The 14,202-nt window shown below is 35.1% G+C and carries 9 protein-coding genes and 1 tRNA gene; 3 read left to right on the top strand and 7 right to left on the bottom strand.

Features of this window, described 5'->3' with window-relative positions; genetic code table 11:
- The first annotated feature begins 162 nt into the window (after positions 1 to 162).
- The gene (locus tag NBX03_RS10425; protein WP_250227714.1) at positions 163 to 696 is read left to right on the top strand and encodes a V4R domain-containing protein; all 534 of its coding nucleotides are present in this window, start codon (positions 163 to 165) and stop codon (positions 694 to 696) included.
- A 229-nt stretch (positions 697 to 925) separates the two neighbouring features.
- Here NBX03_RS10425 and NBX03_RS10420 read toward each other — a convergent pair whose 3' ends face one another.
- The 4 genes from NBX03_RS10420 to NBX03_RS10405 all read right to left on the bottom strand — a co-directional run bounded on the left by NBX03_RS10420 (position 926) and on the right by NBX03_RS10405 (position 5,326).
- A complete protein-coding gene (locus tag NBX03_RS10420) occupies positions 926 to 2,296 on the bottom strand; it encodes a sensor histidine kinase (RefSeq protein ID WP_250227713.1) in 1,371 nt (456 codons plus the stop codon).
- On the bottom strand, positions 2,293 to 3,060 hold the full coding sequence (locus NBX03_RS10415; protein WP_250227712.1) for a LytR/AlgR family response regulator transcription factor: 768 nt from the start codon (positions 3,058 to 3,060) through the stop codon (positions 2,293 to 2,295). Before NBX03_RS10415 ends, NBX03_RS10420 begins: the two co-directional genes overlap by 4 nt.
- A gap of 1,071 nt (positions 3,061 to 4,131) precedes the next feature.
- The gene (locus NBX03_RS10410; protein WP_250227711.1) at positions 4,132 to 5,088 is read right to left on the bottom strand and encodes a phosphotransferase; all 957 of its coding nucleotides are present in this window, start codon (positions 5,086 to 5,088) and stop codon (positions 4,132 to 4,134) included.
- Between the two features lie 149 nt (positions 5,089 to 5,237).
- Positions 5,238 to 5,326, bottom strand: a tRNA-Ser gene (locus tag NBX03_RS10405).
- Between the two features lie 1,791 nt (positions 5,327 to 7,117).
- Here NBX03_RS10405 and NBX03_RS10400 point away from each other — a divergent pair.
- Together NBX03_RS10400 and NBX03_RS10395 are read left to right on the top strand one after the other, a co-directional pair.
- Positions 7,118 to 8,269 (top strand): exonuclease SbcCD subunit D, encoded by a 1,152-nt coding sequence (locus tag NBX03_RS10400; protein WP_250227710.1) that lies wholly within the window; start codon positions 7,118 to 7,120, stop codon positions 8,267 to 8,269.
- Positions 8,266 to 11,409: an AAA family ATPase gene (locus NBX03_RS10395; RefSeq protein ID WP_250227709.1), complete on the top strand. Its 3,144-nt coding sequence runs from the start codon at positions 8,266 to 8,268 to the stop codon at positions 11,407 to 11,409. Before NBX03_RS10400 ends, NBX03_RS10395 begins: the two co-directional genes overlap by 4 nt.
- A gap of 462 nt (positions 11,410 to 11,871) precedes the next feature.
- On the opposite strand, the gene NBX03_RS10390 is transcribed toward NBX03_RS10395, so the two are convergent.
- The 3 genes from NBX03_RS10390 to NBX03_RS10380 form a co-directional block, all read right to left on the bottom strand.
- A complete protein-coding gene (locus NBX03_RS10390; protein ID WP_250227708.1) occupies positions 11,872 to 12,219 on the bottom strand; it encodes a GNAT family N-acetyltransferase in 348 nt (115 codons plus the stop codon).
- Positions 12,220 to 12,680: 461 nt separating this feature from the next.
- Positions 12,681 to 13,028 (bottom strand): cupin domain-containing protein, encoded by a 348-nt coding sequence (locus NBX03_RS10385; protein WP_250227707.1) that lies wholly within the window; start codon positions 13,026 to 13,028, stop codon positions 12,681 to 12,683.
- Between the two features lie 356 nt (positions 13,029 to 13,384).
- Positions 13,385 to 14,023, bottom strand: a complete 639-nt coding sequence (locus NBX03_RS10380; protein WP_250227706.1) for a DUF998 domain-containing protein — start codon at positions 14,021 to 14,023, stop codon at positions 13,385 to 13,387.
- Positions 14,024 to 14,202: the final 179 nt, after the last annotated feature.

Below are 14,202 nucleotides of genomic sequence, written 5' to 3'. Positions count from 1 at the left end.
CCGCCATAACAGAGGGCAGTTTTATGTGCAAATCCGCAAATGAAAGAGGCGCTTATCGATAAGTAAGCGCCCTTTCATTTGTAAAACTATTTTTAAGTTTTCTGAAAGCTTATTATTTCAAAATAGAATTATATATCTATTCCAACAGAAAGGTGAATTTTTATGAACCATGAAAATAAATCGTACAATTTTATCTGGGAAGGGTTGGGAAATATTGATGAGGGAAGAAAAAATTTAGGGGAAAATATGCCGGTGCTTATCTATCGCCTATTCCAATATACATTAAAGGATATTTTGGCCCGTGAATATGACGAAGAAACCATCGGTCTGCACTACCGTGCCGCCGGGTATTTGGCAGGCAAGGAGTTTGCAAAGAATATGCTGGATATTTCCGGGGATTTTGATGCCTTTATTGCCGATATGGCAAATAAATTGCAAAAGTTGAAAATGGGCATTTTACATATGGAGAAAGAGGATTCTATTTCCTTTGTTTTGGCACTTTCAGAGGATATTGACTGTTCAGGTCGGGATATATCTGGCGAAATGGTTTGCGGCTATTATGAAGGCCTTATTGGAGGTATTTTTGAAGCCTATAGTAATAAGCCTTTTACTGTAAAAAAAATTAGCTGCCGCTCAACCGGAGATGGGGCATGCCGTTTTAGGGTTATGGAGCAGCAAGAGGGTGAAAAAGTTTAGTAAGAACGCCTTATTAAGAAGAGACAGGAAATATAAAAAAGTAGGGGAGATAGATTGTAAAGATAAAGGACTTTTACGAAATTACAGGATACCCTCTTAATGGTTTACTATACTAAATTTATTCTGAAGAAAAAACAATACCTATTTAACTTAAAATTTACTATAAAACAGAAATTCTGTAAAAGACCTTTATACTATATAATCCTACAGAATTTCTGTTTGGTCTGAATCAGGCTTCTTCTTCCTTCGTTTTACTTATACGGGGAATATGGACTCTAATTAAAAAAGTTTTCCTTTTCATGTCTGCATCATAAATTACAAATCCGCCTAAATTTTGGACAATCTCCTGAACAATACTCAAACCTAGGCCATGTCCTTCTTTTTCTGATTTTGTTGTCATAAGAGTTCCCTTATTCATGAGCGTTTTTCCATCATAGGAATTAACTGCTTCAAGAGTAGCCCACTGGTTATCATTTTTAGCTACAATATTTATAAACCGCTCCGATACAGGTACTTTCTCACATGCTTCAACAGCATTTTTGGCAATATTAGAAAAAATTCTGATTGCATCTAGCTTGGATAATTCAGTATTGCGCGGCACAAAGATGTTAAATAGGAAGCGAATTTCCTTTTCTTCGCATATATTTGCAATATCCTGGAGCATGGCATCCAGGATAACGTTGTCGGAATACTTTTTATGGACTTCTACCCGTTTTTGCATATCATCATAAAGGTCGTCGATTAGCTGGATTGCCCTCTCATTATCCTGTGCCCTAAGAAGGGCTTTTAAAGAAACCATCATAGATTTATAATCATGCTTAAATGTCTGAAAGCTTTCTGTATATTTTTGGTAAGATTTGTAATGCCTGAGCTGCTGTTCATACTGCTCTTCCAAAACTTTGGTACGGTAGCGGTATTCTAAAAGCTCCGTACTTTGAATGGATTGATAAACGGCATAAAGCAGCATACCAAGAGTAAGAAGGCAGCAGCCGATGGCTATTTTTACATTCCATAGACCATGGGTAGATAGATAGGACCCTTGATACCACATATCATATGGAAATATATCCCTGCTCAAATTTATATTCATTAGATTTAATGCCGCCATAATTTCATATGGAATGATAAGCGTAAGCTGGCTGCGGTTATTCAGAAATTTTTTGATTTTATTATCAGGAAATATTGTTCTGTGCAAGATTAAAAAAAATAAGAGTGAAAAAGGCAAGGAAAATATGGTTATGGCATAATTTGCTTTTGTTATGAATGAGAAATCATTTCCCTGCAAAGCCAATAAACCAATTGAAATAAATATTCCGCGGAAGCTGTAAGAAGCTAAGACACAGAAGCTTCCACAGCATATTGCCTGCATCAAGTTCATGGTTGTTGAAAAATAGATTCCCGCAGTCATGGCAATTATGATAATTGGAATCCTTAGTCCCCGTAGATTATGTGCATCCAGAAATGCATAGGACGCAAGCACAATAGATAAAAAAAGCAAAACATAAATTTGTCTGCGTCTCTGTGCAGGAAACAATTCTTGATAGTAAAGCATAAAAACAAAGTAATGCATGAGAATCATTATAGTGGCAACGCAGCTCATGATGTCTCCCCCTTATCGCATGAATTTCTGGAGGTATAAAGACTTAGTCTTGAAATATAATCTGAAAATATTCTTTTTAAAGATTGCATATAAGTAATACCGATAGGAATTTCTTCTCCAGTCCTTAATAATAGGCTTTGACGCTGGAATTTTGCGATGTAGGGCAAATGGACGAGGAAAGAGCGGTGTGTCCGTACAAAGTCTTTACCGGAGAGCCTATCTTCCAGCTGTTCCATGCTGGCATAGAATTTTCCTATTTTTCCTGCGCCATAATGTACTGTGACAAGCCTTTGCCAAATTTCAAAATAAGAGATTTCCCCCATTGGGATTACATCTGTTTCACCATCAAATTCAAATGTAAACCGTTCGTCCTCTTTTTTTAACGCAAGCTCTGCCGCTTTAAGGAAAACATTTTCAAATTTATCAATGCTTGTGTCTTCTTTTAAAAGATAGTGAATTGCATTTACGTCAAAAGCCTCATAAACGTATTCTTCGCTACTGGTTAAGAAGATGATTTGGGCTTTACAGTGACAATCCCGCAGTTTGCGGGCCGTTTCCATTCCATTTGTTTTATCCATCATAATATCTAAATAGATAATATCCACTTGTTCGGGAGCGTCAGTATATTGAAAAAGCAATGCTTCTCCGCTGCTAAAGCTGGAAAGCTCAATCTCTATCTGGTTTTTTTTAGCAACTTGAAGAATGAGCCTTGCGTACCGATCTATTGCGTTATTGTTATCATCACATAAGGCGATTCTTAACATAATTCATTTGTACCTCCCTGCATAAGGGTAACGCTTACTTAGAAATAGTAGTTTGGATAAGTGCTATTGTTATTATGTCAGAAATCTTGTTTATATATGTACATATCAATAATAGACAAATGAGGTGCCGAAACAGCAGATGCTATAATATTACCCAATGAAACGGAGAATAGCATATTTATTAAAGATACATGTAATATTGCTGTCTACGAGAGATTATGTATGGAATTTATGTTTTTATGTATCGAATTTATTTTGAACTTCATTATTTTGTATCGGAAGAGAATTTGATATAGGCAGATTTTAAAATTGGCATGCAGAGCTTTATCTTACGAATTTCAAAGTCCGGCTAAATCAGGCTCATCTGCGAGATAAACGCTTAAGGAGGATGCTTAAGTTTATTCCTAGGAATTTACTATTTATATAAAAAATTAATCTAAAATAAACTATTTTAAGGCATATAAAAAGACAAAGCTGTTTTTAACCAATGTTAAAAATGGCTTTGGAAAATATATTTTATATTTTTTGTCTTATATTTTTGCTTTAGGCTAAAAGTAAGGAGGATTTTGATTTATACCTGTGACTATTCCGGCAAATCTTTTTACAGAAAAATAACTTCTGATAATCATATTTGTGGCACTTACCAAAATGCTCGGTATGGGAACAGTTAGTGAACGGTATTGTATTACTGTCGATTCTCTATTTTGAGGGAATACTCACAAGTGTTTCTATGGGATATTGCTTGGGTTTTCCATATTTGCCGATAGATTTGACCGTCAATCTGGTGCTCTGAATAAAATGATAAAAAGACTGCAGAGGAATTCAATGATGCATTAAAAATACTGCAAAATGATTACTGTTCTGAGGAATAGCGCTGAGATTCCTGTTTGCCTGTGGGATTAAATAAATATTAAATTCATAATAAAATTTTACTGCATAAAAAAGACATGACCTCCCCCAGACAGAAGCTATGTCTTTTTTAGAACTATGATAAAAAAGGTTTTTACTGTCAGGTAAAATCATGCGGACTGGGTTACAGCAAATTGGAATTTATGAGGCAGGCCTTCCCTGTCAGAGTACAGCATTCAGCAGCTCACATTCCTGTTTTAGATAACGAAGTGATCGATTCATATCAACCTGTGTGAGGTTGTCAAACAGGATGCTTTCGACAAACTCATGGATATCTTCCAGCCTGCGCCGCAATCTGTAAAAATGCATTATATCGGTGTTAATCTGATAATCCTTGTGTGCGGTACGGTAAATGGTCATGAACTCTTCCCATGCGTAGCCAAAGAAGAAAGTTTCGGTAAATGAAAAGAGGTCGGCTTCTACAGGAGCCAGTTTCAATCCCTCCCAGTCAATCAGGATAAGATTTTCAGATTGTATCAGATTCCAGCCATGAATATCTGTGTGGCACAGGGCATACCGCATTTTAGTATTTTGTAGCAGGAGTGCCAAATTTTGAAGTACTTCTGCCGCCTGAGTAAGTGTTGTTATATAGGGCTTTAGCACTTTTTGCAAATAAATAGAAGTATGAATTGTCCCAAGCCGGTTGGCCAAGGTTGAACAAAATGAAATATCAAAGGTTTCGAGCAAGTCATTTACAGATACAGGTATCTCAGCACCATAAAAATGCAATTCGGAAAGAATCTGCGCAATTTCCCGTATCTGCTGAAGCTTTAATTTTTCGCTGCATATGGTTGAGCCTTCGATAAAAGGAAATACCATGTATAGAAAAGATGAATCCTCTTTTTTAAAAGTTTTATCTCTGGCTAGAACCGGCGCGATCATTTTCTTTTGTAGTTTTGTATGTTCATGTAACCACAGAACAACCGGCATATAACTGTCGATTCTAGCAACCCAATTTTTTGTGGAGGGGTTATGCTTGTCATACACTTTCAAAAAATAGTCGCCGCAATCAGAATGTACTTTCCATGCAGATGCTGACCAGCCTGCAGGAATTTGCTGTAAAGACCGCACCTGTATTCCATATTCAGTATAAAGCATTTTTTCCGTACTTTTATCCATCGGGACACCTCATTTAGATTGTGTAATTAGATTGTGTAATAAGTTCTATTTACCTATTTATATTAACATGTTTTTTGGAGCCATAGTATCACATTTTTCCGCCAAACAAAAGACATAGCTTTCCTTAGAGGAAAGCTATGTCTTTTGTTTGGCGGAGGCGGTGAGATTCGAACTCACGTGCCCGTGAGGACAACCTGATTTCGAGTCAGGCTCGTTATGACCACTTCGATACGCCTCCATATTTATTTTAATACATCAAGCCCCGCGTAAGAAGCCAAGGCAAAGTGTGGAAAAACCGTAGAAATCAGTAAAAAGCTAAATTTCCAAAATCCTCTAATTTCATGGAAACTCGCAGCTTCCGACGTTTTTAGAAAAAATAATTAAGTGGTTTTTAGGTTTGGCTCGTTATAACTAATTTAATATTTCTAAGAGTACATTTCAGTTGACTAAGACATTTTATCATATGAATCTGGTAAAATCAAATACTAAATTTATATTTGAATTGTTTTATAAGGAAAAAATTAAATATGATTTCTCCGTTTTTCTTAGGAATTTATTCTTATCAAACAATAATTATTAAACTTTAAATGCTTTCAAAGCTCAATAATATATTCCTTATATGAACACTAAATAAACTTATTTTTAAGCTTATTTAATCTTATGACCTTATTATTTCAGGCTATTCTCTAAAAAATTTAACCATATATCTAATTTACTTAAAGTCATTATATAACAAATAAAATTGAGTGATTTTACTGGGTACAGCAGATAGAGGATATCATTATACAGTAAATAAACTTAAACTAACTTTACTGAGTGCTTTATATTTTACCGAATTGAGTATGATGTCATTATAGAATAAATAGAGCCAAAGTAATTTTACTATCTATCATAAATTTTGCTATAATAGTTCTTAGGATGCTGAAAACTTAAAACCTAGTTTATTTTTACACGAAGGTATAACATCATCGCTGAAAAAGAATTTTTTCGTAAAAGCCATACTTAATGCCGTGGGATTTTTTGATTATCCCGTCTAAGTTTTTGCTTTCATGTAAAATATTCTGTGACTAGCCTAATTTTAAAAACCATTAGAATTAATATTACTATAATTAGGGCGTGCCTGAAAAGTCCGAAGCCTAGCCTAATTTGCCATGGAAACGCAATTTCATCGTCAAAAATACTCGAAATAGTTCCAGTATTTCTGGTTTTTTTCCTCAGAAATTTTGCTTGGCAAAATCCAGCTTCTGGCTGTTCAGACCTTTTTCCGATTCCACTCAAGTTCACGTTTTTTTGCAAATAATATTTCCGGCTTTAAAGCTTATAAACGTATTTTTGGCGTTTACTATAAAATAAACTTTAGTTTATTTTATAGTAAACGAAGAAGAAATAAAAGCCTATTTCCTTAAGACTCATGGTTACCGAACAAAAAATAAATTTGTACTGCAATAGAGCATAAGGCTTTCAATCTATAAAATCAAATAGAGGCAGTTTTGCAAAAGACCATTTATTCTATTTCTTCTATAACGCGTTTTTCAGTCTGGGTATAGTTAATTTGCTTTTGTATTTTTATAGGCATTTGGTTTTAGAGGACATAAAAATAATAGAAAAGCAAATTGACAATGCCGCTAGTTCATATAAATTTAAGCGATATGTGACTTTCTTACGGGTTAACTTTAAATTTACTATATATTCTTGTCGGTTTGATTATTTTCAGACTCTGCCTAACAAGTTTGCTTATTATAATTATATATCTGTACCTAAGCTGTGGAACGTGGACTCTTAGGCCTTATGTTCTTGGGCGTTTACCTATGAAGTATTCGTCTTAACGAATTTTAGGGCTGTATATACCTGCAGGATGTATGCCTAACAGGCTTCGCCCCATAAAAGACCGGAAGCATCATTATTTAATTTGATTATAACTATAAGGAGATACTCCTTTAACGATTATTTATAAGCTTTTGCTTGTATCGTTTTCATGTTTGCTTTGTATATCTTAAATTTTATATAAATATATCATAGGAGAAAAAAGATGAAATTTCTTCACATTGCAGATTTACATATAGGAAAAAGAGTAAATGAGTTTAATATGATAGAAGATCAGAAATATATATTGGAACAATTGATTTCAGTCATAGAGTCTGAAAAGCCGAAAGGGATTATTATAGCAGGGGACGTATATGATAAAAGCCAGCCTTCGGGAGAAGCCGTGGAGCTTTTTGATGATTTTCTTACGAAGCTTGTTTCTTTAGCAGAGTTTGTTTTTATAATCAGCGGGAATCATGATTCCCCCGAGCGGTTGAGCTTTGGAAGCAGGATACTGAAAAAGAGCGGGCTTTATATCGCAGGGGTATTCGATGGAAAAATGAATAAAATAACTCTTAAAGATGAATACGGCCCCCTTCATGTTTATTTGCTGCCTTTTGTAAAGCCTGCGGTTGTAAGAGCTTATTATGATGAAGAGATTGAATCCTATAACGATGCTGTAAATGTAATAATTTCAAATGAAAAAATATCCATGGATGAAAGAAATATTCTGGTAGCCCATCAGTTTGTTACAAGCGGAGGAGTTTCTCCTGAAAGATCGGATTCTGAAAATATCTCCCTTGGAGGGCTTGATAATGTAGATGCCTCTTTGTTTCGTAATTTTGATTATGTAGCCCTTGGCCATATTCATAGACCTCAAAAAATAGGGAGAGACGAAATAAGGTATGCAGGTTCCCCCCTCAAATATTCTTTTTCCGAGGCCCGCCATCATAAGTCTGTCACGGTTCTTGAAATAAAAGAAAAGGGGAATGTAAAAATAGACTTAATTCCGCTTTTACCCTTACGGGATTTAAGAGAAATAAAAGGTCCCATCAATGAACTCATTAAAATAGGCAAAGAAGATTATAAAGGCTCAACAGATTATATTCACGCAACCATTACCGATGAAGATGAAATTTACGACGCCTTAGGGAAGCTCCGCCAAGTTTATCCTAATATAATGATTCTGGATTTTGACAATAAAAGAAGCAGAAGCAATATTTCTTTTGAGGAACTATCTTCTGAAAAAATAGAAAGCAAAAGCCCTTTGGATTTATTTGAAGAGTTCTATGAAGCACAAAATAATAAAAAATTATCTGAAGAAGAGATTAAAATCATAGAGAGGCTTTTGGAAAAGGCAGGAGGAATTGAAATATGAAGCCTTTAGTAATAGAAATGAGTGCTTTTGGCCCTTATGCTGAAAAGACGGTGATTCATCTTTATGAGATGAGCGGCCAGGGGCTTTTTCTCATTACAGGAGATACAGGGGCCGGAAAGACTACCATATTCGATGCCATTGCATTTGCTCTTTTTGGGGAGGCAAGCGGCTTAGTAAGAACGGCTGATACATTACGAAGCGATTTTGCCGATGCTTCTGTTAAAACCTATGTGGAACTTACATTTTCCCACAGAAATAAGATTTATACAGTAAGAAGAAATCCAAGATACAATAGGCCTAAAAAAAGCGGAGAAGGTTTAACGACGGAAAATGCCGATGCGGAGCTTAAACTGCCTGAAGGAGATATTATTACAGGATACAGAGAAGTTACTGCAAGAATCGCAAGTATTCTGGGGATTACCTATATGCAGTTTAAGCAGATAGCAATGATTGCCCAAGGGGAGTTTATCCAGCTTCTTCTTGCAGACAGCAAGGACAGAGGGGATATTTTCAGAAGGATTTTCAATACGGATATTTTTCAGCAGTTTCAAAGGCTCTTTAAAGAAAAAGAAAGAGAACTAAAGAAAAGCTGTGAATCCTTTGAACAAAGCATTCTTCAATATATAGCTTCCATATCTTATTCTGAAGAAAACTGGGAGGATATTAAAGGCCAAATAAATGCTTTAAGTATCCATGATTCGGAAGAAATATTAGGGCTTTTAAATCAATTAATTCAAACAGATAAGGAGAAAAAAGAAAACATGGCCTTAAGGGGAGGAATGCTTGATAAAAAGCTTTCCGCCTGTATTTCACTCATAACGGAGGCCCAATATATAAACGAAACCTTCAAAAAGCTTGAGGAAGCGTTTCAAAAGAAAGAATCCCTTGATAAATCCATTGAAGAACACAATGCCCGTAAAAATCTTCTTAATAACGGGGAAAAGGCTTTATATACCGTATATCCTTTAGAAGCAGAATATCAAAGGACCTTGAAGGAAGAAAAAGATTTAAAAAATGATATTTCCATTCTCACTGACAGTATTGATAAATTATCTATTGAACTAAAGGAAAAACAAAAGGTCTATGAAGAAGAAAAGAATAAAGAATCGGAGAGGGAAGGCCTATCCTCGAAAATAGACAGGTTAACCAAAAGCATTCCCCAATATGACCGTCTGGCTCTTTTGAAAAAAGAAATAAATACTATTAAATTAAAAAAAGAAGAATTGAACGAAACTTTATCTCAGCTAAAAGAAAAAAAGCAGAAAATCATTGAATATATAGATAAGCTGAATAATGACTTAAAAGAAATGGAAGGTATAGAGGTTCAGTGGGCAAACTGTACCCAGAAATCAAAAGAGCTTAATAAAGAGCTTGCAGGTCTTGAAAACTTAAAGGAGCTTATTAAAAAAATCAATGTATTAAAAAATGAAAGTAAAGACCTGAAAAATAAGTTTATTAATGCTCAAAAGGATTATGATTTATTAAATAATGAATACATAGAAAAAGAAAGTCTATTTTTTAAGGAGCAGGCAGGACTTTTGGCCGAAAGGCTTAAAGAAAATATGCCATGCCCCGTATGCGGTTCAAAAACCCATCCTAAAAAAGCGGTATTGTCTTTTGACGCTCCCAAAGAAGATGAATTAAAGTTATTAAAAAAGAAATTAGACGATGCAAGAACTTACATGCAAAATGCAAGTGAAAAATCCGCCTTAAAAATATCGGAAATCACTGTTAATAGTACCCAGCTTAAAGACTTGGCGAAAGGTCATTTTGACACTATAGACCATATCAATTCAGTTTCAGAAATGGCCGATATGCTTCAAGCAGAAATAGCGGAAGCTCTAAAAGAAAAGCAGAAGAATGATGTCTTAGCCCTAGAGATCGAAAAATTAATTTCTTTAAAGGAAAAATATAAAAGGCATTTAATAAAATCTGATGAAGCCTTTAAATCCACAGAAGAAGAGATCCATAAGAGCGAAAAGACTTATTCGGAAATTGCTCTTACACTTTCCAGTAAAGAAGGGGAGCTTAAAACCCTGAAAGACACACTGGAATATAAGGATAAAAAAGATGCAGAAGAAAAAGCTAAAGCATGGTCTTTAACATTATCTCATATGAAGGCATTCTTTAAAAGATCGGAAGAAGAATATTATGAATGGAAAAATAAGCTTGAAGGAAGCAGTGCTGTTTTATCTGAAAAAATAAAAAGACTTGAGGAAGTAATAAAGTTAAAAGAGATAGATTTTAAAATTTATATAAATAAATTAAAGGAATGCGGATTTTTCGACGAAAAAAGCTATTTCGATTCAAAAATTACTCAGGAAAAAATAGAAGAGCTTAAAACCGCCATAGAAAATTACATTAATGAAGTTAGGGCTGTGAATCAAGATATTTTAAGGCTTTCGAAAGAAACGGAAAATAAAACAAAAAAAGATATAAAAGACCTCAATACCCAAAAAGAATTATTAGAAAAAGAAAAAAAGGGCATAGAAGAAGAGATTCATAAAATCGTTGCCCGTCTTGGGATAAACGAGCCCTTATATCATGCGCTTAAAAAAGCAATCCCCGATTATTTGCATTATCAGAAGGAATATCTTTTAGTAAGCAGTCTTTCAAAAACCGCCAACGGTGAATTGGCAGGAAAACAGAAAATCGCCTTTGAGCAATACGTTCAGGCGGCCTACTTTAGCCAAATTCTGATTGAAGCCAATAAACGGCTAAGTATTATGACCAATAGCAGGTTTGAGCTTTTAAGAAAGAAGGACTCCGCCGATCTTCGTTCTCAAACAGGATTGGAAATTGACGTAATGGATAATTACACAGGAAGGATTCGTTCCGTAAAGTCCCTGTCCGGCGGAGAATCCTTCAAGGCCGCCTTATCCCTTGCCCTGGGTCTTTCAGATGTGATTCAAAGATACGCCGGAGGCGTGGAGCTTGACGCATTATTTATAGATGAGGGTTTCGGTGCTTTAGATACGGAATCTTTGGAACAGGCCATTAATACCCTGGCAGGCCTTGCCGAAGGAAACCGCCTTGTGGGTATCATTTCCCATGTAAGCGAGCTGAAGGAAAGAATTGATAAGCAGATTATCATTAAAAAGAATAACACAGGAAGCAGCATAAAATTAATTTCGTCCTAGAGCATGTTTTGAAACCATCAAAATAACCAAAGGAGAATGCAGGAAAGATAGGAAACAGAATAAAAGGAAGAAGCAAGTTTTTCATAACGAGTAGCAAAACGACGGTAATTTTTGAGTTTAAGAAAAAGGTTTTCTAAGAGATGCCGTTCCTTATAAAGCCACCAGTCAGTTTTTCTTTGAGTTCTTTCGTGTCTTCTCATAGGCTTTAGCATATCATATTTGGTTACTTTTACCACAATACTTAGGTTTCAAAACATGCTCTAGGGATTATTTTATAAGGCGGCTTTAAGCTCACTTCCATAAAGGTGATTTTAAAGATTGTCCCTCGTTATTACAGCTAAAAGAAGCGAAAAGGCTTTTGACGTTTTTGCTCCTTTTTAGACTCTAATGCAAAATAAAAAGCCAATAAATTTTATATTAAAATTTATTGGCTTTTTTATTTTGGTACTTTCACATTTCTTATTATCTTCGCAGGACAAATCTTTGGTTTGGGTAGCCATATTCCATAATCAGTTCATCTTCTGTAAAGCCAAACTTTCGATATAGGGCTCTCGGCGCATCGCCTAATTTATCGTCTTCTCTGAATGTGGATACCCAAATATCCACATCGTTTGGAAGTAACGAAATCATTTTTTCTACAAGGGCTGAACCAATTCCCTTTTTTCTGTGCAGAGGATGAACAGCCATACAGGATAAGCAGCTATTATTATTCGAGAATAACAGGATACCTACAATTTGATTATAATATTTTACGCATAATGCTGTCTGGCGAGAGATATTCTTTTCAAGTATCTTTCTGTATTCATTCAAAATGAGTCCGGGGAAATTATTTTTTACAATACAAATCATATCCATCCAATTATCAACATCGTTAAGTTCTGCGAATTGTAAAATGTAAGGATTTTCCGTAGCTATCCCTCCAGCATATAAAATCCTTAGTCAAAATAGTTCGGTCAATTCTTATTCGTCTATAAGATTATAGTATATAAATAATCCGCCGTTCAAACTACTTGATAAATTCCTATTTTTATATCATGTAATAAACTGAATTCATCATATTACACTTTACTGCATAAAAACATATGACTTCCCGTTGGCGGAAGATATGTTTTCGTCTGAATTAATAGTATAAAAAAGATTCTCGCCCATTGCATAAAAGGTTTTTACAAAGCTTAGGCATTTTAGAGTGAAGAGCAAATCATTTTGTCAACTTTAATAAGGGGTATAAATGGTGAAAAAGTTTTTCACACAGCAATGATAAAAATAAATCATTAAACATTTGCGTCTGTTGCAAAGGCCTCTGAACCCATTGGTGAAATTGTGACGTAAAGGCGCAGGACCTCTTCGCCGATATTTATAACCTGCAAGCTTTCCTGCCCGTCAACCTGCATTAACTCGCCTACTTGCAATAAGGTTTCAGTGCCGTCCGTGACAACCTTGGCACTACCCTCCATAACCTGCAGGAAAAGGGTTGATTCCAGATGTGTGTGTCCCGGCAGTATTTCTCCTTTTGCAATGTTTAGAACAAAGGCAATTACATTATCGCTTTTGAAAAGCATCCGCTTGGCGATTTTTCCCTCAGGCTCATGAAAATAATCATTGAAAATAAACTTGTTCATAGATAAACCCTCCTTTAATTTAAGCTTAAATTTTAATATACCCTAATTTGGATATATAATAACTATAGTAAATTTAAAGTTAAACGGTAACCAAGATAAATCACAATGAAAGATAATTGTTTTTCTGCTAGTCGTATCTGCGACCCTTGTCTATATGGCAGGTTCGGCCGTTCATCCCTCGTGTACCTTAGATAAAATTAAAAGATACTCGATAAGAATGTTTTTTATTTTTGTGATAACAATGAGAAAAGACTTTTCCGGCGGCCAAAGCATTGTGTATTGGCTGAATGATAAATTGGGATTGATAGCTTCACATTTTTGGGATAATGTAAACCAAAGTATTCAGTCAGACGCTGCTAAATCCGACCCCAAATGTTTCTTACTGCAATGTATCCAAGTGGTAGATACATAAACAACAAATTCAGTCTTTGCCATAAACCCTCTTTCGCTACTAATGTTCGCTGCAATTCTGGTTTATCTGCCATGATAAACAATATGAAGAACAGCAGAGCAAGCATAAAGGAAATAGTAGATAGTGTTCCTGTTATGTTATCGTTGGTTTTGAACGAGAGTATTGCCATGAACAGAGGTACAAATAAAAACAGCATAAAACCAATGGCCGAACCAGCGCCATGTATTTTTGAGGAGGAGGTAACCATATCCTTTGTTTCGTTGACACTGAAAAAGCAGGTAAATATACATGCCCCCACAGCAAAAACTGCAATAAATAAAACGGATACCGTGGTTAAAGGCTTTGACACCTGATAGTAGGCGTGATATATCGCAGGGGTAGCTGCCAAAAACAATATTCCGGCAAGTAACATCCATAAATTGAACGGTAGCCTAACAGGACTATTGACATTTCCTAATGTACTAATTGCCATTGTAGCATGGTTATACCCTTTATAAAACGGTGCAAGAAGAATTGGTATAAGCATTTCCCCAACAATAGCAATCAACAAGGCATACCAGCCGTATTTGATAATTAAATCCATTATATTAGCTCTCTCCTCTTATATCATTAATTATGAGCATTCGATAAATTTCTGTTTATCTATATACTCAATAAATAATTAGCCTTTTTTTAATTATAGTTTATCGAAAAGCAAAAAGAAACAGACAAATTTCTTTATAGAAATCTGTCTGTTTCTTTGGAGAAACAATGTAAAAAAGA

Origin of the sequence: Anaeropeptidivorans aminofermentans, assembly GCF_940670685.1 — a bacterium.
GTDB lineage: Bacteria > Bacillota > Clostridia > Lachnospirales > UBA5962 > Anaeropeptidivorans > Anaeropeptidivorans aminofermentans.
The sequence above is the reverse complement of the archived record's forward strand: the minus strand, read 5'-3'. Positions and strand labels throughout refer to the sequence as shown.

Coding starts and splice junctions, on each gene's coding strand:
- NBX03_RS10385 (WP_250227707.1), bottom strand. CDS start 13,028: ATGAACAAGTTTATTTTCAATGATTATTTTCATGAGCCTGAGGGAAAA.
- NBX03_RS10415 (WP_250227712.1), bottom strand. CDS start 3,060: ATGTTAAGAATCGCCTTATGTGATGATAACAATAACGCAATAGATCGG.
- NBX03_RS10395 (WP_250227709.1), top strand. CDS start 8,266: ATGAAGCCTTTAGTAATAGAAATGAGTGCTTTTGGCCCTTATGCTGAA.
- NBX03_RS10400 (WP_250227710.1), top strand. CDS start 7,118: ATGAAATTTCTTCACATTGCAGATTTACATATAGGAAAAAGAGTAAAT.
- NBX03_RS10380 (WP_250227706.1), bottom strand. CDS start 14,023: ATGGATTTAATTATCAAATACGGCTGGTATGCCTTGTTGATTGCTATT.
- NBX03_RS10425 (WP_250227714.1), top strand. CDS start 163: ATGAACCATGAAAATAAATCGTACAATTTTATCTGGGAAGGGTTGGGA.
- NBX03_RS10410 (WP_250227711.1), bottom strand. CDS start 5,088: ATGGATAAAAGTACGGAAAAAATGCTTTATACTGAATATGGAATACAG.
- NBX03_RS10420 (WP_250227713.1), bottom strand. CDS start 2,296: ATGAGCTGCGTTGCCACTATAATGATTCTCATGCATTACTTTGTTTTT.